Raw genomic sequence first — 19,006 nt, 5'->3', positions numbered from 1 at the left:
CGCGATAGGACGATGGCCGGTACCGACCGATCCCGCCCCGATGTCGTTTTGGACCGCAACCCGGTTGTCGTGCTGGTGCGCCCGCAGCTTGGCGAGAACATCGGCATGGTTGCCCGTGCCATGATGAACTGCGGCCTGGGCGAATTGCGGTTGGTGGAGCCGCGCGACGGATGGCCCAACGAGGCTTCGGCGGCGCCAGCTTCCGGCGCCTTGCCAATCCTGCAGGCTGCCAAGCTTTACAACAGTGTGACGGCGGCCCTTGAGGATTGCCACAAGGTCTATGTGACCACGGCCCGCCAGCGCGAGATGATCAAGCAGATCATGACACCCAAGGCCGCGGTAAGGCAGCTCCGCCAGCAGATTGCTGACGGCATGAAAACGGCCCTTGTCTTCGGGCCGGAGCGCACGGGTCTGGAAAGCGATGAAGTAGCGCTGGCCGACACGGTAATCGAGGTGCCGCTCAATCCTTCCTTCAGTTCCCTGAACCTGGCTCAGGCAGTGCTGGTGATTGGCTACGAGTGGTACCAGTCCGGCGACGATACGCCGGAGGACAGGCGCGAGGTAGGCCACACGCCACCTGCCGACCACGGTGAGATAGATGCTTTTTTCGAGCGTCTTGTCGACGAGCTGGACACGGTCAATTTCTTCTGGCCGGAGCATAAGCGCCAAGCCATGCTGCGTAACCTGCGCTCACTCGTGAATCGCCTGGAGCCGACCCAACAGGATGTGCGGACGCTGCATGGGATCGTTTCGGCCCTGATCGAGGCGCGGCAGCGGCGAAAAGGTATGAAAAAGGGCTGAGACAAGCGCGCTTCGGCCCTTGCCAGACTCGGGGTGCGAGGGTAAGTTCCGCGCCAAGCCAACCCCTATGATGTTTTGCAGGTGGCCACCCCCATGAAAGTCAAAGTATTCGTGACCCTGAAGTCCGGTGTTCTCGACCCACAGGGCAAGGCAATTCAACACGCCCTGGGCAGTCTCGGTTTCTCCGGCGTCGATGAGGTGCGTCAAGGCAAGCTCATTGAGTTGAATCTGGAGGAAAGCGATCCGGGCAAGGCCGAGGCCAGTGTTCGGGACATGTGCGAGAAGCTGCTCGCCAACACGGTGATCGAGAATTACCGCATCGAACTGGAGGGATGATGAGCCTGCGGACCAGCGAGGTCTGCTGGGTCCCACTGTCGGACCCTGGCTTCGAGCACCTTCGGCTGCGCCAGTCGGAGGTGGAGTCCGAAGCCAATGGCGCGATAGTGCGTGTGCTCGATGGTGAGGCGCTGCGGATTGGCTATTCGATCCAGGTGGATGCCGCTTGGTGCCTGCGTCGCGCCGAGATTGCGGTTGAAGGTGGGGCGAGATTGTTGTTGGAGGCCGACGGCGCAGGCAATTGGACAATGAACGGTAAAGCCGCGCCGCAGTTCCAGGGCTGTTACGAGATTGACATTCAGGTGACCCCCTTCACCAACACGCTGCCAATTCGCCGTCTGCCCTTTGTGGGCGACAGCCCTATAGACATTCGGGTGGTTTATCTGCCCTTACCCTCGCTAGAGCCACGCGTTGCCGAGCAGCGCTATCGCCGATTGGGCGAGGGCCGCTATCTCTACGAGGGCCTGTTTCGCGATTTCAAGGCCGAGTTGCCCGTCGATGACGATGGGCTGGTACGAGACTATCCAGAGACCTTTCGGAGGGTATTTCCGTGATGAAGGCCGCCGTCATTGTCTTCCCGGGTTCGAATTGCGACCGGGATGTTCAGGTTGCGCTCAGACAGTCCATGGGGCGCGAACCGCTCATGGTCTGGCATAAAGACGCCGATTTCGACGAGGTGGATCTGATGGTTCTGCCCGGCGGCTTTTCCTTTGGAGACTACTTGCGTTGCGGCGCCATGGCGGCGCGTTCGCCGGTCATGAAGGAAGTGGTCAGGCGCGCCAAGGCCGGCGTTCCGACCATGGGCATCTGCAACGGCTTTCAGGTGCTCTGCGAAAGCGGGCTGCTGCCGGGCGCACTGATGCGCAACGCTTCGCTCAACTTTGTCTGCCGGGATGTTCATCTCAAGGTCGAAACCAGCCAAACGGTTTTCACCAACAAGTATGAAGCCGGACAGGTGATCCGCGTGCCGGTGGCGCACCATGACGGCAACTACTTCGTGGAGGCCGAAACGCTCGCTGCGATGCGCGAGCGTGACCAAATCGCGTTCTCCTATTGCGCGCCGGACGGTGGCGCGGCGGCTGATGCCAACCCGAACGGGTCTCTGGAAGATATCGCCGGTGTCTACAACGAAACCAAGACGGTGCTGGGCCTGATGCCGCACCCCGAGCGTCTGGCCGATCCGCTGTTGGGCGGCATCGACGGGCGCCCCCTTTTCGATGGCCTTGTGGAGGCGCTTTCATGAGCTTGCCGAACGAACCCGCCATGACCCCGGAGATCGTTGCCGAGCATGGTCTGTCGCCGGAAGAGTATGATCGCGTCCTGCAGATCATGGGTCGCGAACCCAATCTGTTGGAGTTGGGTATCTTCTCGGTCATGTGGTCCGAGCACTGCTCCTACAAATCCTCCAAGAAATGGCTGAAAACCCTGCCGGTCGACGGCCCACAAGTGATTCAGGGCCCCGGTGAGAACGCAGGCGTCGTGGATATCGGCGAAGGCTTGGCCGTGGTCTTCAAGATCGAGAGCCACAACCACCCAAGCTTCATCGAACCCTATCAAGGTGCCGCGACCGGCGTCGGTGGCATCCTGCGCGATGTTTTCACCATGGGTGCGCGTCCGGTTGCAAACTTGAACGCTTTGCGGTTTGGAGAGCCCGATCACCCCAAGACCCGGCACCTGGTGGCAGGCGTCGTCGCGGGCATCGGCGGATACGGCAACTGCGTCGGCGTGCCGACCGTGGGCGGGGAGGTCAATTTCGACCCTGCTTACAACGGCAACATCCTGGTCAACGCCATGACCGTCGGTATCGCACCCGCCGACCGTATCTTCTATTCCAAGGCGACGGGTATCGGAAATCCGGTCGTCTATGTCGGCTCCAAGACCGGGCGCGACGGTATTCACGGCGCGACGATGGCCTCTGCCGAGTTCGACGAGGATTCCGACGAGAAGCGGCCGACGGTTCAAGTCGGCGACCCCTTCACCGAGAAGTTGTTGATCGAGGCCTGCCTGGAGTTGATGGCCACCGACATGATCGTCGCCATTCAGGATATGGGGGCGGCGGGCCTGACGTCCTCGTCTTTCGAGATGGCCTCGAAAGGCGGCACGGGCGTGGAGTTGGACCTGGATAAGGTTCCCTGCCGGGAAGAGGGCATGATTCCCTATGAGATGATGCTGTCTGAGAGCCAAGAACGCATGTTGATGGTCCTAAAGCCCGGCCGCGAAGCTGAGGCACAGGCGATCTTCGAGAAGTGGGACCTGGATTTCGCCGTCATCGGTCGCTTGACCGATACGGGCCGCATGGTTCTGACGTTCGGAGGCAAGGTCGTCGGCGATCTGCCGATCGACCCTCTGGCGGAAGCCAGTCCGGAGTACGATCGTCCGCATGAGGCAACGCCGCTGCCGCCAAAGGTCGCAGCAAACTCCTTGCCGGAACCGGCCGATTACGGTCAGGCGCTCAAGCAGTTGCTGGGAAGCCCGGATCTGGCGTCGCGCCGCTGGGTGTGGGAGCAGTATGACCACATGGTCATGGGCGATACGCTGGGGCATGGACGGCCCGGCGGCGATGCGGCATTGGTGCGCATTCACAACAGCAACCGTGCGCTCGCGATCACCACCGACTGCACGCCACGCTATTGCAAGGCGCATCCGGAAACCGGCGGTGCGCAGGCCGTGGCCGAGGCCTACCGCAATCTGGTGGCGACGGGCGCGCGCCCCTTGGCGGCGACCAATAATCTCAACTTCGGCAATCCCCAGCGACCAAGGATCATGGGTCAGCTTGTCGGTTGCGTTCAGGGCATGGGCGCGGCTTGCCGTGCGCTGGATACGCCGATCGTGTCCGGCAATGTCTCGCTCTACAACGAAACCAATGGCCAGGCTATTCTGCCGACGCCGGTCATCGGCATGGTCGGTCTCGTCGATGATATCGAACGGACCTGCGGCATCGCCTTGTCTGAACCGGGTTTGGCGCTGGTGCTCTTGGGCGAGACACGCGGTGAGCTTGGCCAGTCGCTTTATCAGCGCGAACTGCATGGCCGCGCCGCCGGCGCGCCGCCGCCGGTCGATCTGGCATTGGAGCGCAGGACCGGCGAGTTGGTTCTGTCTCTCGTCGGCTCGGGCAGGTTGGCGGCCTGTCATGACCTTTCGGATGGCGGGTTCCTGATCGCATTGGCGGAGATGGCGCTAGCCGGTAACACCGGCGCAGAGCTTGACTTGTCTGCGACAAACAGCGCATCGCTGGCGGCATGGCTGTTCGGCGAGGACCAGGGACGCTATCTTGTGGCGACCCGTGATGCCGATGACGTTTTGACTGCGGCGCGCGAGGCGGGCGTTTCGGCGACTCTCGTTGGCCGTAGTGGCGGCGATACGTTGAAAGCAGGCGACAGCTTCACCATATCGCTTGCGGAACTGAGGCGCGCTCACGAAGATTGGTTCCCTGGCTATATGGCCGCGGGCCTTTAGACCCGAACCAGGGACAACCGAGAACGGAAAAGGGAAGCGACTTCATGGCGATGGACGCTGGAGAGATCAAAAAGCTGATCAAGGATGCCTTGCCGGACGCAACCGTGACGATCGAAGATCTGCGCGGCGACGGCGATCACTATGCGGCCTACGTCGTGTCGGAGGCGTTCAGAGGCAAGACACGCGTCCAGCAACATCAGATGATCTATCAGGCCCTGCAGGGACGCATGGGCAATGAATTGCATGCGCTGGCGCTGCAGACCTCGACACCCGAGGCTTGAGCGGCACCAGACGAAAATAAAAGGAGTGAGCGACCGATGAACACGCCGGTAGCCGAGAGAATTCAACAAGACATCAAAGAGAACGACGTTGTGTTGTTCATGAAGGGTACGCCCGTTTTTCCACAGTGCGGCTTTTCCGCCGCCGTGGTTCAGGTGTTGAGCCATCTTGGTGTCCGCTTCAAGGGCATCAACGTGTTGGAAGATCCCGGTTTGCGCCAGGGCATCAAGGATTTTTCAAGTTGGCCGACCGTGCCGCAGCTCTATGTGAAGGGCGAATTCGTCGGTGGCTGTGATATCGTCCGCGAGATGTTCCAGTCCGGCGAACTGCAGCAGTTCCTGCAGGATAAAGGCATCGATACGCAAAACGCGGCCTGATCGAATTCTCGCTCTTTGTTTTGAGAAGGCCGGTGACCTTTACGGGTTTGCCGGCCTTTCTATAACCGGAGGCGTTCGAGCATGACCCTCAAATATCTTGACCATGTGAATCTGCGCACCGGCAGACTGGACGAGTTGCGGCGCTTCTATGGTGAGGTATTGGGTTTGCGGGAGGGACCACGTCCGGATTTCACTTTCGGCGGCGCTTGGTTCTATCTCGGCGACCGGCCGGTGGTGCACCTCGTTGAGGTCTCAGATACGCCGGATGCGCCGACGCCGCGAATCGAGCACTTTGCCTTTATGGCGGAAGATTTGCCGGCCTTTCGCGAGGCGCTTGAGAAGGCCGAGATCAACTACAACGCGAACATAATACCGGGGTTCGGCTGGACTCAGCTTTTCCTGCGTGATCCCGACGGCAACAAGGTCGAGGTGACCTTTCAGGAAACACAAAGTAATTTTAATATTTAGTGCTCTGAATCAGTAACCAACATTCTTAATATGCTACTGCTATTTAGCTGAGTTTTCGAATAAAGCATATCTTTTCTTATTTCTATAATTAACTTGCTAAGGTTTTCTAGCTGTTTGTTTTCATTATCATTCTCTTTCTTATCATATCTAATAAAATCTAATAGTGCCAAATATACACTATCCGGAGCAAGAATTAGTATTTCTTTTTGAGACTCATACATAAATTTTACGGCTTCTATTATTTTTTTATCTTGAGATTTGCCAAATTTATGTGTGATAGATAGCAATGATCCAAGCAGTTTTTCATAAGTTTGATATTTTTTATCTGATAGTTTTCTTTCTAATTCCCTTTTTTGCTCAATAGTATTTCTAAGAAGCCAGCCTAAGAAAGCAATTACTGCGACTAAAAATGGAGAAAGAACTGATAAAATGCTGCCAATCATTTCCATATCAGACTCCTTTTGATTTTATTGTAGAGAAACCTTTCGCCTAAAAATTTCCCGTTAGTTCATGCCAGCTTGAGAAGAAAGAAAACCGGCTCACGAATGAGCCGGTTAAGTGATGCCGATGGGATCACTGTGGGGGCAGATGGTGAAACGCAGTCACCCCCATCGGTGCTTTCCAATCAGCCTTCCCAGGGAAAGATCGTTCCTATAGGGAAGCCATCATAGGACGTGGTTGAGGATAATATATCGCGCTAAGATAGCAAGAGAAAAGAATCGAGAACGAAAAAAGCCGGCCCCGTAGGACCGGCTTTTCGAAAGCCAAAATCGGAAAGATTGTTAGCTGTAATACTCGATGACGAGGTTCGGTTCCATGTGAACCGGGTAGGGCACGTCGGCCAACTGCGGACCGCGGATAAAGCGTGCCTTCATCTGGTTGTGGTCGACCTCGATGTAGTCGGGAACTTCGCGTTCGGGCGAACCGGACGCTTCCAGGACCATAATCATCTGGCGGCTCTTCTGGCGCACTTCGATGATGTCCTCGTCCTTTACCATGTAGGAAGAGATGTTGACGCGCTTGCCGTTCACCAGGACGTGTCCATGGTTGACGAACTGACGAGCGGCGAACACGGTCGGCACGAACTTGGCGCGGTAGACGACCGCGTCGAGACGGCGCTCCAAAAGCTCGATCAGGTTCTCGGCGGTATTGCCCTTGCGGCGCGATGCCTCGTCGAAGTACCGGCGGAACTGTTTCTCACCGATGTTGCCGTAGTAGCCCTTGAGCTTCTGCTTGGCCATCAGCTGCGTGCCGTAGTCGGTCGGCTTGCGGCGGCGCTGGCCGTGCTCACCGGGACGGTATTCGCGCTTGTTGAAGGGGCTCTTGGGGCGACCCCAGAGGTTGACGCCAAGGCGTCGGTCGATCTTGTACTTTGATGCTAGGCGCTTACCCATGCCTGCAATCCTCCTGTTAAATCAGAGCGTTGTTGTCCCGGTAGTCTCTCGGTTCGTCGTTTCCTTCGGACCTTGAGCGGGGTGCAGCTTCATGAGGCTGTCCCACATTCCCGGGAGTGAAGGCGCGGAAATAAAGGAATTCTGCGACAAAGTCAAACCCGCCGAGGTGGTCGGAAGGGCTTTTTTACGGCAGTAAACCTCAATCCCGTCGATTGGATTACTGAATGGTCTGCGGCGCCGGCGCGTCGGAGGGGCCCGCTTCAGGTAGGACGCCCAGACGGCGGGCGACTTCCTGGTAAGCCTCCTCTACGCCGCCCAGGTCTCGTCGGAAGCGATCCTTATCCATTTTCTCATTGGTCTTGAGGTCCCACAAACGGCAGGAATCGGGGCTGATTTCGTCAGCTAGGACGATACGCATCTCGTCATTATCCCAAAGTCTGCCGAACTCGATCTTGAAATCCACAAGCTTGAGGCCGATGCCGATGAAAAGGCCGGATAGGAAGTCGTTGATCCGCATTGTCAGTTGGATGATGTCATCCAGATCCTGGGCGGTCGCCCAACCGAAGGCGGCGATATGTTCTTCTGCCACCAATGGGTCGCCCAACTCGTCGTTCTTGTAGCAGTATTCGATGATCGGGCGGGGCAGGGCCGTGCCTTCCTCGACCTTGAAACGCTGCGCGAAAGACCCTGCGGCGAGATTGCGGACGATGATCTCCAGTGGCACGATCTCGACCTCGCGAACCAATTGTTCGCGCATATTCAAACGGCGGATGAAGTGCGTCGGCACACCGATCTCTGCCAGGCGCGTCATCAGATACTCGGAGATGCGGTTGTTGAGCACGCCCTTGCCGGTGATCGTGCCCTTCTTCTGGGCATTGAAGGCTGTGGCGTCATCCTTGAAATACTGAACGATGGTGCCGGGCTCGGGGCCTTCATAAAGAATCTTGGCCTTACCTTCGTAAAGGCGTCTGCGTCGCATCGATTCCATCCTTCCCTCGCTTAGGCTCGGTCGGCTTCATCCAGCCAGATCAATGCTGAGGTATAGCAACCCGCGTGGCCCCGCACAACGCGCGTTCTTACGGGGCTGACGCCTATCGCTCGAACAGCGGCAACGGCTCGAAAGCCTCCCGGTCCGGACGGCCTGGACAAAAGCGCCATTGGGGGTCTTTCGAGGGGTTTTCAGTTAAGGCGATAAGGGAAGAAGATACCGTGGCGAAGCCGCCTTCCATCTCCACGCACATGGCGCCCCCCGGGCCGGCCGCCTCGCCATAGCTGCGCGAGGCCAGCAACGTCTCCCACGCGCGCCAATCGCCGGTGTCGGGATCAGGAGCCGGTGCGACTTCAAATTGCGGCTTATAGAGTTGGATGCGCGGGCTGTCGGGGTCGTTCAGCTCCCGCGATGTCAACATCGATAGGCCGGTCGGCAGGGGCTGGCATTCGATCGCCGATTCTTCCGGCCGCAGGGTCAACCAGAAGGCATGGCGCGTGTCTGCGATAACCAGGTTGAAACCCCGGTAGGCATCGGGATTGAGTTCGCTGAGCGCCGCGGCGGCCGTTGCCGCATCGGCGTGGTCAAGAGCCTCCAGCACCAGTTCACCGCGTGAGCGCTTGCCCGGTGCGGGGCCAAGCGTGCCATAGCGGTTCAACACAGCCGCGACCACGCCGTCACGATTGATACCAAGCCAACTACCGCCGGATAGTGCGTCCCGGCCCGCGATCACGTCCTTGCGGTCGGACCAGTGAGGGCCCGGCGCCTGCCAGGGTCGGTCGACCATTTCGTCCCGGTTGGCTGCCAGCATCAGGGGCCAATCGGTCCCCGGTCGTCTTAGAATTACGAGCGTACACATAAAGGCCCTTTCGCCCTCGTCAACGACATTATTCGCTTAAGACCCTGCAAGCCAAGGTTCACAAATGGGCACCGAAGGCGCTATAAGCTACATCCAAAGCCATAAACCCAATTCGGAGTGCATGACGCCATGACCACCTTTGATCAACGCGAGAAGGTTTTCGAAGACAAGTACAAGCACGATCAGGAACTACAGTTCAAGGTTGAGATGCGCCGCAACAAGTTGCTTGGCCTTTGGGCGGCGGAACTGCTTGGTCTGACCGGCGATGAGGCAAACGCCTATGCGCGTGAGGTTGTGGCCTCGGACATGGAAGAGCCGGGCGATGCGGATCTGGTCCGCAAGGTAATGGGCGATTTCGCTGCCAAAGGTATCGAAATGTCTGAGCATCGCCTGCGGGTGAAGCTGGAAGAGATACTGGGTGTCGCCAAACAGCAGGTCATGACCGAATAGAGTCGAAACAACCGTCAGCACCATTAGAAAAAAGCGCCGTCTGTCGTCCTTCAGGCGGCGCTTTTCTTTTCTGAATCAACAAATCCAGCGACTTCGTCAGTGCGGATCGTTCATTGGATTGCCACCGAGGTCGGCGACGAGTTTGAAAACCTCGGCTGCGGCGGCGGAGAGCCGCTCGTCGTCGGTGTCCCGCAAGACCAAATTGGTGCCATAGTTGCCCGCACGGAATGACGGATAGCTGCCAATCTGCACTTCCGGGAAATGGCTTTGGATTCTTGCGAGCCCCTCGGCGACGCGACCTTCGGGGAGGTCGCAGACGACGGTGCGAGACAGCAATGGTTTGCCGCCTACCAGTGTGGGTGCGACGCTCTCGAACATGGCTTGCATGATGCGGGGAACGCCGGCCATCACATAAACGTTTTCAACTCTGAAGCCCGGCGCGGTGCTGACGGGGTTCTCTATGAGTTCCGCCCCTTCCGGGGTTCGCGCCATACGCAGGCGCGCGGCATTGAGCTGCCCCGGTTCGTAGTGTGCTTCTAAAAGCGCGCGGGCCTGCGGGTTCTCGATCAGCGGCAATCCAAAGGCCTTTGCGATGCATCCGGCCGTTATGTCGTCATGCGTCGGCCCGATACCGCCGGTCGTAAAGACATAGCTGTACCGCGCGCGCAGCGCATTCAATGCCTCGACAATATCCACCTCGTCGTCCGCCACAACACGGACTTCGGCCAAACGAATACCCAGCGTGTTCAAGCGCTCGCCGATGTAAGAGAGGTTGGCATCCTTGGTCCGCCCCGACAGGATTTCATTGCCGATGATCAGCAACGCGGCCTTTACGTCCTCGTCTCTCGTCATGTTGTTTTACCAATCCCGGATGAGCGAACCCATACTCGTTCAGACTACTCGGACTTGCCGTAGCCTTGAGAATTCATGCAGCTTTGGAACAGAGACTGGCGCTGTTGCTTGTAGGCGTATGGGTCGACTTGATCTTTGAAGGACTGATAGCCGCCGCCAAAACCCATGGTGCTGTTGCGCTGATTGATATCCTGATCGATCCGTTGGGACGAGCGTACCTGCGCGTCGGCGTAGAGGTAGCAGGACTCAATAGCCTGCTGACGCTTTGCGTCCTGAGGCTCGGGAGTAATGACCAAGGGTTCAGACCCGGTGGCGGCGTTCTTGGTCGTGTCAGTGCTTTCGGTGGTGTCGGGCGCGGTGGTCCCGGCCGGAGTCGCTTCTTCCTGGCGGGGGCTGTCCGCGCAGGCAGCCAGCAGCAGCAAGGCCATGACGCTGAAACAAATAGACGTTGAAACCGACTGCATATAACGCTCCAGACAACCAATAAGCTTATTAGACTAACCTGTTCCTCTTTAACGAATCTTTCAAGACCGCAGCGAAACAAGAGCGCGTGAAACCGAAGGTTCTTGCGGAAGGCAACCTCGTTCGCGCAAGCTGCCCGCGTCATGAACCTGTCGCAGCCCCTGATACCCGCTACCCTGGTAAAGCGCTACAAGCGATTTCTCGCAGATGTTATTTTGCCCGATGGTAGCGAAACGACCGTGCACTGCGCAAATCCCGGCGCAATGACCGGGTTGGCCGACCCGGGCGCGCGGGTCTGGCTTTCACGGTCAAGCAACCCAAAACGCAAACTTCCCCTGAGTTGGGAGATGACAGAGTTGCCCAGCGGTTTGGTAGGAATCAACACTGGCCACGCCAACCGAATCGTCGGAGAAGCGCTTGTCCAAGGTGCGATTACGGAACTAAAGGGCTACCGGTCGCATCAGGCTGAGGTGCGTTATGCCGACAATAGCCGCATTGACTTTCTTCTGCAGGGGGAAGGCTTTGCCGACTGCTATTTGGAGGTCAAATCCGTCACACTGTGTCGCGCCAAGGAACGAGCGGAGTTTCCCGATGCCGTGACGGTGCGCGGACGCAAGCATTTAGAGGCTTTGGCGTCAATGGCGCAGAACGGGTATCGCGCGGTGATGTTGTTTTTGGTACAGCGAAGCGATTGCAGTCTTGTGGGACTGGCAGAGGACATAGATCCAGCCTATGCGGAGGCTTTTCGGATGGCCCGACGGAGCGGTGTGGAAGCCTTCGCCTATTGCTGTAAACTGGATCAGGAAAAAATCGTCCTGGATCACGGCTTGCGGGTACATATCTAAGAAGCGCATCCGCGTCCTTGTTGAACGCGGGCCGGCTAGGTGGGTTTTAGGATTTCAAGGAACGGAACGGCTTGCGGATGAACGAAAGCGCGATGATCAAGGAATTAACCACGCCGGAGGGGCGGGTGTCCCTCTACGGCGAGGCTGGGTATGCGGGCATGCGGGCGGCGGGCCTTTTGGCGGCGGAAACGCTGGATTTTATTACACCGCATGTTGGTCCCGGTGTGACGACCGAAGATCTGGATCGGCTGTGCCATGATTTTATCGTTGCGCATAACGCCGTCCCCGCCCCCCTAAACTACAAGGGGTTTCCCAAATCGATCTGCACCTCGGTCAATCATGTCGTTTGCCACGGTATCCCTAGCGACCGGAAAGTGCTGCTGGACGGCGATGTCCTCAACATCGACGTCACCGTGATCCTGGACGGCTGGTACGGCGATACCAGCCGCATGTTCTTTGTTGGCAAACCCAGCGTCAAAGCCCGCAAGCTGATCGATGTCACCTACGACTGCATGATGAAAGGCATAGAAGTTGTGCGACCGGGGGCAACTCTCGGCGACATTGGCCATGCGATTCAAAGCTATGCCGAGGCAAACCGCTTCTCGGTCGTGCGCGATTTCTGCGGCCATGGCCTGGGAAGAGTGTTTCACACTGCGCCCTCGGTTCTTCACTACGGACGCCGAGGCCAGGGGATGTCTTTGACCGAAGGCATGTTTTTCACCATCGAGCCGATGATCAACGCCGGACGCTATGACGTAAAAGTGCTGGATGACGGCTGGACGGCGGTGACGCGCGACCGCAAGCTGTCCGCTCAATTTGAACATTCCATCGGCGTAACGGCGGACGGATTCGAGATTTTCACGCTTTCGCCGAAAGGGTGGCATAAGCCGCCATACGGATAGGGGGAGCTTTTGCACCAGGGGGGTCTGCGGCGGTGGCAGAAAAAGAACTAAGAGAGCCGCCTCACTATTTCGGACATCGCCAGCGACTGCGGGAGCGCTTTTTGCTACGTGGCGGCAGCGCGCTGTCGGACTATGAAGTCATTGAATTGTTGCTGTTCGGCGCACGGCCGCGCGGTGACGTCAAGCCGTTGGCCAAGGACCTGCTGCGCCGCTTCGGCTCGCTGTCGGCGCTGCTGTCGGCACCGGCCGAGGACTTGGCGCGCCTTCCCGGTCTCGGCGAGGCATCGGTGGTTGCCCTCAAGATCGTACAGGAAGCAGCCTTGCGTCTGGCGCGGGAGGAGATTCGCGAGCGCCCGGTGCTGTCGTCCTGGAACAAGGTGCTGAACTACGCGCGCATCATGTTGGCCGAGGAGAAGGTTGAACGCTTTCACCTGCTGTTCCTGGACCGCAAGAACCGTCTGATCAGCGACGAAGAGCAGCAGCGCGGCACCGTCGATCATACGCCTGTTTATCCTCGCGAAGTCATCAAGCGGGCGCTTGACCTGGGAGCATCCTCGATCATTTTGATTCATAACCACCCTTCCGGCGACCCGACCCCCTCCAAACAGGATATCGCGATCACCCGTGAGATCGTTGAGGCTGCGGGAAAGCTAGGGATCGAAGTGCACGACCACCTCATTATCGGTAAGGGCGGCCACACCAGCCTCAAAAGCCTGGGCCTGTTCTGACTGGTGCGAAGTTTATGCGCGCGGTCAAAGTCGCGCCGCGCAGCCACGGATCGGGGCTTGACACATGGGGGCCTTGCCTTGCTTTTTAGGCGGCACTGTTCTTGGCACAGTGATTCCCGCCAACCCTGCTTCCGGAGTGAGACGCCCATGATCCCCCGTTATTCCCGACCCGAGATGACACGCATCTGGGAGCCGGAAAACAAATTCCGCATTTGGTTTGAAATCGAGGCCCATGCTTGCGATGCGCAGGCCAAGTTGGGCGTCATTCCCGAAGCGGCGGCAAAGGCGGTTTGGGAGCGGGGTGCTTGGGATATAGAGCGAATTGACGAGATCGAGCGCGAGACAAAACACGATGTCATCGCCTTTCTCACCAACCTAGCCGAGCACGTGGGACCCGAGGCCCGCTTTGTGCATCAGGGCATGACGTCATCGGATGTGTTGGATACCTGTCTTGCCGTTCAGTTGAAACAGGCGGCGGACCTGTTGCTGGCCGACCTGGATCGGGTCCTGGCAGCCTTGAAGACGCGGGCCTTCGAATTCAAGGATACGATCTGTCTGGGGCGTTCACACGGTATCCACGCCGAGCCCACGACGTTCGGTTTGAAGCTTGCCGGGCATTATGCAGCCTTTGCCCGTAACCGCGAACGCCTTGCCCGAGCCCGTGATGAGATCGCCACTTGTGCGATTTCGGGTGCGGTTGGAACCTTCGCCAACATTGACCCTTCGGTCGAACAGCATGTTGCCGAGAAAATGGGGTTGACCATCGAACCGCACTCGACGCAGGTCATCCCACGGGACCGCCATGCCTACTTTTTCGCGACCTTGGGGGTCGTAGCCGCTTCCCTTGAGAATCTCGCGACCGAAATCAGACACTTGCAGCGCAGTGAAGTCTACGAGGCCGAGGAATATTTTTCGCCTGGTCAGAAAGGCTCCTCGGCGATGCCCCACAAGCGCAATCCGGTCCTGACGGAGAACCTGACGGGTCTTGCCCGCGTGGTACGAGCCGCCGTGGTTCCGGCGCTGGAGAACGTGACCTTGTGGCACGAGCGCGATATTTCCCATTCGTCGGTTGAGCGCATGTTCGGACCTGATGCGACGGTCACGCTGGATTTTGCTTTGAACCGCTTGGCTGGCGTCGTTGAGAAGCTGCTTGTCTATCCTGACAACATGAAGCGCAACTTGGATATGCTGGGCGGTTTAGTCCATTCGCAGCGCGTTCTATTAGGCCTGACGCAAGCCGGAATGAGCCGAGAGGCGGCCTACAGCGCCGTCCAACGCAATGCGATGAAAGTCTGGACCGAGGGTAAGGACTTCTTGGAAGAGCTGAAGACTGACGCGGAAGTGATCGCGCATATCGCTGAAGCTGACTTGGAGACCTGTTTCGACATGGGGTATCACACCAAGAATGTGGACGTGATTTTCCAGCGAATTTTTGGTGTGTGACCACATGGAGGCGACAATGGAAGGAAGTCCTGATGATCTTTACCCTGCCCAACATCCTTACAGCCGAGGAAGTGGCGGATATCAATCGCCGGATCGAGAAGGCGCCACTCTCCGACGGAGGTAGGACGGCTGGCAAGGCAAACATCCAACGAAAAAACAACCGTGAAGTGACTGTTTCCAGTCCGGAACGCAAGGGCCTCGACGAAATCGTACGGGCAGCCCTGGAGCGCAACAACGATATCAGGTTGATCACTCAACCCAAGTTCATAGGCAACATCTTGTTTTCGCTTTATGGCGAGGGGGCCTTCTACCACGATCACAGTGACAACACGCTGATGAGCGGGCCAGAGAGGTTCCGTGCGGACCTTTCAGCAACGATCTTCCTCAATGATCCGACTGATTATGACGGCGGCGAACTGGTGCTCAATACCGATATTCGACCGGAAACCGTGAAGCTTCCCAAGGGATCCATCGTGCTATATCCGACGACGGTGCTGCACAGGGTCAATCCCGTGCAACGGGGTGAGCGGCGGGTCGCGATCCTTTGGTTGCAGTCACTGGTTCGGTCGCCGGAACAGCGTCAGGCTCTCCTTGATATCGGTCTGGCCATCAGTTTCTTCATTCGTAGCACGCCGCAGGGAAAGGAGCACCCGGAGGCGATTCGATTGGAGAAGGTCTACGGCAACTTGGTCCGCCAATGGGCGGAGATCTGAAGCTGTGGCCTTTTGCGACCCGTCGGAGACTTTGCGGGTGCAGCAGAAGAGCCCCAGTGCCACAATTCAGGACATGAGGAACGTATATATCAAGTCGCTGACCCTGGTGGCCGCAGCGGGCGTGTCCGCGCTGTTCAGCGCCGACGCTGCGCAGGCGGCATCTTGTAAAGCGATACCGGGTGAGCAATATGATATCAGGGTCGAATCCGAAATTCCCAAAGCCAGGATCGATCACTCCAAGGACCGTGCGGCCCTGGGCATTATATCGGGCGATCTCTCCGGTTCTATTCAGGGACTGCACCAGCACGGTGTCACGCTGACGCTGGAACAGCAGATCAAGTACTACCCGCAAGGGGAGGGCATTTGTTTTTGGCTGAACCGGGTTGTACTGACGGTTGCCTACGAGACCCCCGTCATCTATGTGGCCAAGGAGTACTCTGAAAGAAGTTGCAACTACCGGGCCATCCTGCAGCACGAGGCAAAACACGTGCAGGTGGCCCAAACGCACATTCGCCAATACAGGGATCGTTTCCACAAGTCGCTTAGTTCCCTGAACCTGCCGCGCCCCACCGAACCTAGATATGCCAAAGACGCCGATGCGGCCAAGGCGGACAGCCTCAACCAGCTGCGCGCCCTGGTCATGCCGATTTTCAAGCGCTTGGAAGAATCCATGACGACGACCCAGCAGAAGGTCGACTTACCCCGCGAGTACCGCGAAGTTCAGCGCCGTTGCGCGAAATGGTGAAAGAGCCCGATGAGCGTTTCCGGGGCGGCGCTAAGCCGCCCCGGTCGTGGTTTCTCAGAACAGCAGTTTGACGCCGGCGACGATGGCAAAGGAGTCGTACTCTTCGCCGTCTTCCCGGGCTAAATCTTCGGTATTTCCGAACTTGCGTTCCCAGTTTACGCCGATGTAGGGCGCCACCTCCCGGGAAACCTCGTAACGCAGTCGAAGACCGGTTTCCAGAGTCGTGAAGCCGGTCCCGGTCCCGGTAGGCTCGTCGTCGGAAAAGGCAAAATTGATCTCGGCCTTGGGTTGCAGGATCAACCTCTGGGTCAACAGGAAGTCGGTGTCGGCTTCGACGCGGGCTGACAAATCCCCTTTATCATTGAGGAACAGGTTTGCCTCCAGTTCTATCCATTGCGGCGCCAAACCGGTAATCCCAAGCACCGCGTAGGCTCGGGTCGGGTTCGGTTCCAAGTCGAAACGAGCACCGGCTTGCAGATCGTAAAAATCACTGATGAGGCGACGGTAGAGCAGTTGAAATTCCGCGGAGTCAACGTGGTCACCATTAACGATGTACTCGCCTTCGCTGCGTAGGACGGCCTTGTTGTCGTCGTCGCCTGCACGGAACTCTCCCTCCCAGACGGCTAGGTCCTTGCCCTCTTGAACCCGATACTCAAGGACTTCGATATCGATGGCTGTGAAAATTCCCGCATCCATTTCTGCGGCCCAAACGATCGATGGGATGCCCAGGATAAAGGCTGTGATTGCCAGTATCCTTAGTTGGTTCATGAAGCGGGTCATCCTTTTACCTCCCCGCCAGGCAGCGCTGCTTGCGGCCCGCCTTCGACGATGACCTTGTTAAACATGCCGGTGGCCATGTGGTAGAGCAGGTGGCAGTGAAACGCCCATTGTCCGGGGGCGTCTACCTCGGTCTCTGCATAGACCGTGGTGCCCGGCGCAATGCTGATCGTATGCTTTGCCGGGTTCTGGGCGCCTTTACCACTATCAAGTATCATCCACATGCCGTGCAGATGCATTGGATGCGTCATCATCGTTTCGTTTACGAACTTGAACCTGACCCGCTCGCCGTACTGCAGTCTGATGGGGTCCGCGTCGGAGTACTTGACGCCGTTCATGGACCAGAAGTAGCGCTCCATGTTGCCGGTCAATCTAATTTCGATCTCCCTGACAGGCTCGCGTTTTTCATAGAGCGGCGTCACAGCCTTTAAATCCGCATAGGACAGGAACCTTCCGCCTTCGACAAACGTTGTCGGTACCAGGCCACTGCCGGGCGCATAGAACGGATCGACCTCAGCAGAGACGGAGGCTTCCGGCAACGCTCCATGCTTCATCATGCCGCCGTGATCCATTTTCATGGTGCTGCCGTCACTCTTGGGCGCCATCCCATGCTGCATCATGCCGCCGTGATCCATTTTCATGGCGCCGTCGTCGCTTTTGGGCGCCATCCCATGCTGCATCATGCTGCCGTGATCCATTTTCAAGGTGCCGCCGTTACTCTTGGGCGCCGTCCCATGCTGCATCATGCCGCCGTGGTCCATTTTCATGGCGCCGTCGTCGCTTTTGGGTGCCATCCCATGCTGCATCATGCCGCCGTGGTCCATTTTCATGGCGCCGCCGTCGCTTTTGGGCGCCATCCCATGCTGCATCATGCTGCCGTGGTTCATTTTCATGGCGCCGTCGTCGCTATTGGGCGCCATCCCATGCTGCATCATGCCGCCGTGGTCCATTTTCATGGCGCCGTCGTCACTCTTGGGCGCCGTCCCATGCTGCATCATGCCGCCGTGGTCTATACTCATGCCCATGTCCGCCATGGTTAGGAGCGGCGGTTCGCGACCTTCCGGAACAGTGCTGCTGCTGCTACCACCGGCTGCGAGTGTCGCGCGTGTCATGCCGCTGCGTGACATGGATTCGGCAAGAAGGCTGTAGGCTGTTTCCTCTTTCGGTTCGACCAACACATCGTAGGTTTCAGCGACTGCGATACGGAGTTCATCCACCGTTACCGGCTCCACATTGTTGCCATCCGCCTGGACGACAGTCATCTGGAGGCCGGGTATACGCACATCGAAGTAAGTCATAGCCGAAGCATTGATGAGGCGTAGACGAAGACGCTCCCCGGGGTTGAAATCAGCCGTCCAGTTCTGCTCCGCTGTCTGGCCATTGATTAGGAGATCGTACCCCTGGACGTCGGCAATGTCGGTGGGTGTCATCCGCATCTCACCCCAGGCAAGCCGATCCGCAAGCGTGGCTGCGGTGCCTTTCTCTCTGCTGTCCTTCAAGAAGTCCAGAAGGGTTCTTTGCTGACGGTTGTAGTAATCGGCCGACTTCTTCAAGTTTGAGAGAATTGTTGTCGCCTTGTCCGGATGACGATCGGAAAGGACGACCACATAGTCCCGATCGTAATGGAAGGGGTCTGGAGTCTTCGGTTCGATGACGATTGAACCGTAGGCTCCCTCCTGCTCTTGAAGCCCCGAATGGCTATGAAACCAGTAGGTGCCGCTCTGTTTTACCGGGAAGCGATAAGTGAAGGTCTCACCCGGCGCGATTCCCGGGAAGCTGATCCCTGGAACGCCGTCCTGATCGGACGGTAAGATGATGCCATGCCAGTGGACGGATGAGCTTTCATCGAGGTTGTTGGTAACGGCGATTACGGCTTCGTCACCTTCCTTCAGGTAAAGCGTTGGTCCTGGAATTTGGCCGTTGTAGCCAATGGCCGCACGTGACTCGCCTCCGCTGGTTACCGTTACGGGGTCAATCGTCAACTCGTAGGGCGCGGCATTGGCCGCGGTAGCGTCGTTCAGCAATGCCGTCAGACCAAGCGCCAGGGCTAAAGCCCTCGCCGGTCGTAGGTTGAGTTTGTTTGTCATGGTCTTGTTCCCGAACTGATTGGGCTAAGAACGCGCCGAGAATT

At 58.0% G+C, this 19,006-nt stretch carries 23 protein-coding genes; 15 read left to right on the top strand and 8 right to left on the bottom strand.

Annotated features, from left to right (window positions below; genetic code table 11):
- Positions 1 to 12: 12 nt before the first annotated feature.
- From FHR98_RS07245 to FHR98_RS07210, 8 genes are all read left to right on the top strand, one after another.
- The gene (locus FHR98_RS07245) at positions 13 to 801 is read left to right on the top strand and encodes an RNA methyltransferase (protein WP_183415978.1); all 789 of its coding nucleotides are present in this window, start codon (positions 13 to 15) and stop codon (positions 799 to 801) included.
- 93 nt (positions 802 to 894) lie between these two features.
- The gene (gene purS, locus FHR98_RS07240; RefSeq protein ID WP_183415977.1) at positions 895 to 1,137 is read left to right on the top strand and encodes a phosphoribosylformylglycinamidine synthase subunit PurS; all 243 of its coding nucleotides are present in this window, start codon (positions 895 to 897) and stop codon (positions 1,135 to 1,137) included.
- Positions 1,137 to 1,691, top strand: coding sequence for a putative glycolipid-binding domain-containing protein (locus tag FHR98_RS07235; RefSeq protein WP_183415976.1), 555 nt, complete (start codon positions 1,137 to 1,139; stop codon positions 1,689 to 1,691). The genes purS and FHR98_RS07235 overlap by 1 nt, the downstream gene beginning before the upstream one ends.
- Entirely contained in the window at positions 1,691 to 2,380 is a 690-nt protein-coding gene (gene purQ, locus FHR98_RS07230) for a phosphoribosylformylglycinamidine synthase subunit PurQ (RefSeq protein ID WP_183415975.1), read from the top strand. The genes FHR98_RS07235 and purQ overlap by 1 nt, the downstream gene beginning before the upstream one ends.
- The gene (gene purL, locus FHR98_RS07225; protein ID WP_183415974.1) at positions 2,377 to 4,593 is read left to right on the top strand and encodes a phosphoribosylformylglycinamidine synthase subunit PurL; all 2,217 of its coding nucleotides are present in this window, start codon (positions 2,377 to 2,379) and stop codon (positions 4,591 to 4,593) included. The genes purQ and purL overlap by 4 nt, the downstream gene beginning before the upstream one ends.
- A 44-nt stretch (positions 4,594 to 4,637) precedes the next feature.
- Positions 4,638 to 4,874 carry a BolA family protein gene (locus FHR98_RS07220; protein ID WP_183415973.1) on the top strand — a complete coding sequence of 79 codons (237 nt, stop codon included), beginning with the start codon at positions 4,638 to 4,640 and terminating at the stop codon, positions 4,872 to 4,874.
- Positions 4,875 to 4,910: 36 nt separating this feature from the next.
- Complete coding sequence (grxD, locus tag FHR98_RS07215) at positions 4,911 to 5,249, top strand: Grx4 family monothiol glutaredoxin (protein WP_183415972.1); 339 nt, start codon at positions 4,911 to 4,913, stop codon at positions 5,247 to 5,249.
- An 81-nt stretch (positions 5,250 to 5,330) separates the two neighbouring features.
- Entirely contained in the window at positions 5,331 to 5,717 is a 387-nt protein-coding gene (locus FHR98_RS07210; protein WP_183415971.1) for a VOC family protein, read from the top strand.
- Here the strand turns inward: FHR98_RS07210 and FHR98_RS07205 are convergent.
- From FHR98_RS07205 to FHR98_RS07190, 4 genes are all read right to left on the bottom strand, one after another.
- The gene (locus FHR98_RS07205; RefSeq protein WP_183415970.1) at positions 5,714 to 6,166 is read right to left on the bottom strand and encodes a hypothetical protein; all 453 of its coding nucleotides are present in this window, start codon (positions 6,164 to 6,166) and stop codon (positions 5,714 to 5,716) included. The two genes, FHR98_RS07210 and FHR98_RS07205, sit on opposite strands and share 4 nt — an antisense overlap.
- A 333-nt stretch (positions 6,167 to 6,499) precedes the next feature.
- Positions 6,500 to 7,111: a 30S ribosomal protein S4 gene (gene rpsD, locus FHR98_RS07200; RefSeq protein ID WP_183415969.1), complete on the bottom strand. Its 612-nt coding sequence runs from the start codon at positions 7,109 to 7,111 to the stop codon at positions 6,500 to 6,502.
- A 217-nt stretch (positions 7,112 to 7,328) separates the two neighbouring features.
- Positions 7,329 to 8,090: a phosphoribosylaminoimidazolesuccinocarboxamide synthase gene (gene purC / locus FHR98_RS07195; RefSeq protein ID WP_183415968.1), complete on the bottom strand. Its 762-nt coding sequence runs from the start codon at positions 8,088 to 8,090 to the stop codon at positions 7,329 to 7,331.
- Positions 8,091 to 8,202: 112 nt separating this feature from the next.
- Positions 8,203 to 8,958: an NRDE family protein gene (locus FHR98_RS07190; protein WP_183415967.1), complete on the bottom strand. Its 756-nt coding sequence runs from the start codon at positions 8,956 to 8,958 to the stop codon at positions 8,203 to 8,205.
- Between the two features lie 129 nt (positions 8,959 to 9,087).
- Here FHR98_RS07190 and FHR98_RS07185 point away from each other — a divergent pair, with 129 nt between their 5' ends.
- Complete coding sequence (locus FHR98_RS07185) at positions 9,088 to 9,408, top strand: DUF1476 domain-containing protein (protein ID WP_183415966.1); 321 nt, start codon at positions 9,088 to 9,090, stop codon at positions 9,406 to 9,408.
- Between the two features lie 96 nt (positions 9,409 to 9,504).
- Here FHR98_RS07185 and FHR98_RS07180 read toward each other — a convergent pair whose 3' ends face one another.
- Together FHR98_RS07180 and FHR98_RS07175 are read right to left on the bottom strand one after the other, a co-directional pair.
- Positions 9,505 to 10,260: a competence/damage-inducible protein A gene (locus FHR98_RS07180; protein ID WP_183415965.1), complete on the bottom strand. Its 756-nt coding sequence runs from the start codon at positions 10,258 to 10,260 to the stop codon at positions 9,505 to 9,507.
- Between the two features lie 44 nt (positions 10,261 to 10,304).
- Positions 10,305 to 10,724, bottom strand: coding sequence for a hypothetical protein (locus FHR98_RS07175; RefSeq protein ID WP_183415964.1), 420 nt, complete (start codon positions 10,722 to 10,724; stop codon positions 10,305 to 10,307).
- A gap of 141 nt (positions 10,725 to 10,865) precedes the next feature.
- Between FHR98_RS07175 and sfsA the strand changes: the two genes are divergently transcribed.
- The 6 genes from sfsA (at position 10,866) to FHR98_RS07145 (ending at position 16,098) form a co-directional block, all read left to right on the top strand.
- A complete protein-coding gene (gene sfsA / locus FHR98_RS07170) occupies positions 10,866 to 11,567 on the top strand; it encodes a DNA/RNA nuclease SfsA (protein ID WP_183415963.1) in 702 nt (233 codons plus the stop codon).
- A 92-nt stretch (positions 11,568 to 11,659) separates the two neighbouring features.
- On the top strand, positions 11,660 to 12,469 hold the full coding sequence (gene map / locus FHR98_RS07165; RefSeq protein WP_437126627.1) for a type I methionyl aminopeptidase: 810 nt from the start codon (positions 11,660 to 11,662) through the stop codon (positions 12,467 to 12,469).
- A 32-nt stretch (positions 12,470 to 12,501) separates the two neighbouring features.
- The gene (radC, locus tag FHR98_RS07160; RefSeq protein ID WP_322091225.1) at positions 12,502 to 13,197 is read left to right on the top strand and encodes a RadC family protein; all 696 of its coding nucleotides are present in this window, start codon (positions 12,502 to 12,504) and stop codon (positions 13,195 to 13,197) included.
- Between the two features lie 147 nt (positions 13,198 to 13,344).
- A complete protein-coding gene (gene purB / locus FHR98_RS07155) occupies positions 13,345 to 14,640 on the top strand; it encodes an adenylosuccinate lyase (protein ID WP_183415961.1) in 1,296 nt (431 codons plus the stop codon).
- Positions 14,641 to 14,672: 32 nt separating this feature from the next.
- Positions 14,673 to 15,353, top strand: a complete 681-nt coding sequence (locus FHR98_RS07150) for a Fe2+-dependent dioxygenase (RefSeq protein ID WP_183415960.1) — start codon at positions 14,673 to 14,675, stop codon at positions 15,351 to 15,353.
- Between the two features lie 37 nt (positions 15,354 to 15,390).
- Positions 15,391 to 16,098, top strand: coding sequence for a hypothetical protein (locus FHR98_RS07145; protein ID WP_183415959.1), 708 nt, complete (start codon positions 15,391 to 15,393; stop codon positions 16,096 to 16,098).
- 54 nt (positions 16,099 to 16,152) lie between these two features.
- Here FHR98_RS07145 and FHR98_RS07140 read toward each other — a convergent pair whose 3' ends face one another.
- Together FHR98_RS07140 and FHR98_RS07135 are read right to left on the bottom strand one after the other, a co-directional pair.
- The gene (locus tag FHR98_RS07140) at positions 16,153 to 16,878 is read right to left on the bottom strand and encodes a copper resistance protein B (protein ID WP_183415958.1); all 726 of its coding nucleotides are present in this window, start codon (positions 16,876 to 16,878) and stop codon (positions 16,153 to 16,155) included.
- On the bottom strand, positions 16,875 to 18,962 hold the full coding sequence (locus FHR98_RS07135) for a copper resistance system multicopper oxidase (protein WP_183415957.1): 2,088 nt from the start codon (positions 18,960 to 18,962) through the stop codon (positions 16,875 to 16,877). Before FHR98_RS07135 ends, FHR98_RS07140 begins: the two co-directional genes overlap by 4 nt.
- Between the last annotated feature and the right edge of the window lie 44 nt (positions 18,963 to 19,006).

The sequence above is a fragment of the Limibacillus halophilus genome (assembly GCF_014191775.1).
GTDB lineage: Bacteria > Pseudomonadota > Alphaproteobacteria > Kiloniellales > CECT-8803 > Limibacillus > Limibacillus halophilus.
Note: the sequence above shows the minus strand (reverse complement) of the source record. Positions and strands in the feature narration are given on the sequence as shown.

What these genes read in the sequence shown, in the direction of transcription:
- purQ (WP_183415975.1), top strand. Translation starts at nt 1,691, where the DNA reads ATGAAGGCCGCCGTCATTGTCTTCCCGGGTTCGAATTGCGACCGGGAT.
- purB (WP_183415961.1), top strand. Translation starts at nt 13,345, where the DNA reads ATGATCCCCCGTTATTCCCGACCCGAGATGACACGCATCTGGGAGCCG.
- rpsD (WP_183415969.1), bottom strand. Translation starts at nt 7,111, where the DNA reads ATGGGTAAGCGCCTAGCATCAAAGTACAAGATCGACCGACGCCTTGGC.
- purC (WP_183415968.1), bottom strand. Translation starts at nt 8,090, where the DNA reads ATGCGACGCAGACGCCTTTACGAAGGTAAGGCCAAGATTCTTTATGAA.
- FHR98_RS07140 (WP_183415958.1), bottom strand. Translation starts at nt 16,878, where the DNA reads ATGACCCGCTTCATGAACCAACTAAGGATACTGGCAATCACAGCCTTT.
- FHR98_RS07150 (WP_183415960.1), top strand. Translation starts at nt 14,673, where the DNA reads ATGATCTTTACCCTGCCCAACATCCTTACAGCCGAGGAAGTGGCGGAT.
- FHR98_RS07190 (WP_183415967.1), bottom strand. Translation starts at nt 8,958, where the DNA reads ATGTGTACGCTCGTAATTCTAAGACGACCGGGGACCGATTGGCCCCTG.
- grxD (WP_183415972.1), top strand. Translation starts at nt 4,911, where the DNA reads ATGAACACGCCGGTAGCCGAGAGAATTCAACAAGACATCAAAGAGAAC.
- FHR98_RS07135 (WP_183415957.1), bottom strand. Translation starts at nt 18,962, where the DNA reads ATGACAAACAAACTCAACCTACGACCGGCGAGGGCTTTAGCCCTGGCG.
- sfsA (WP_183415963.1), top strand. Translation starts at nt 10,866, where the DNA reads ATGAACCTGTCGCAGCCCCTGATACCCGCTACCCTGGTAAAGCGCTAC.
- purL (WP_183415974.1), top strand. Translation starts at nt 2,377, where the DNA reads ATGAGCTTGCCGAACGAACCCGCCATGACCCCGGAGATCGTTGCCGAG.
- FHR98_RS07180 (WP_183415965.1), bottom strand. Translation starts at nt 10,260, where the DNA reads ATGACGAGAGACGAGGACGTAAAGGCCGCGTTGCTGATCATCGGCAAT.
- FHR98_RS07210 (WP_183415971.1), top strand. Translation starts at nt 5,331, where the DNA reads ATGACCCTCAAATATCTTGACCATGTGAATCTGCGCACCGGCAGACTG.
- FHR98_RS07205 (WP_183415970.1), bottom strand. Translation starts at nt 6,166, where the DNA reads ATGGAAATGATTGGCAGCATTTTATCAGTTCTTTCTCCATTTTTAGTC.
- FHR98_RS07175 (WP_183415964.1), bottom strand. Translation starts at nt 10,724, where the DNA reads ATGCAGTCGGTTTCAACGTCTATTTGTTTCAGCGTCATGGCCTTGCTG.
- FHR98_RS07185 (WP_183415966.1), top strand. Translation starts at nt 9,088, where the DNA reads ATGACCACCTTTGATCAACGCGAGAAGGTTTTCGAAGACAAGTACAAG.
- FHR98_RS07245 (WP_183415978.1), top strand. Translation starts at nt 13, where the DNA reads ATGGCCGGTACCGACCGATCCCGCCCCGATGTCGTTTTGGACCGCAAC.
- map (WP_437126627.1), top strand. Translation starts at nt 11,660, where the DNA reads ATGATCAAGGAATTAACCACGCCGGAGGGGCGGGTGTCCCTCTACGGC.
- FHR98_RS07235 (WP_183415976.1), top strand. Translation starts at nt 1,137, where the DNA reads ATGAGCCTGCGGACCAGCGAGGTCTGCTGGGTCCCACTGTCGGACCCT.
- FHR98_RS07220 (WP_183415973.1), top strand. Translation starts at nt 4,638, where the DNA reads ATGGCGATGGACGCTGGAGAGATCAAAAAGCTGATCAAGGATGCCTTG.
- purS (WP_183415977.1), top strand. Translation starts at nt 895, where the DNA reads ATGAAAGTCAAAGTATTCGTGACCCTGAAGTCCGGTGTTCTCGACCCA.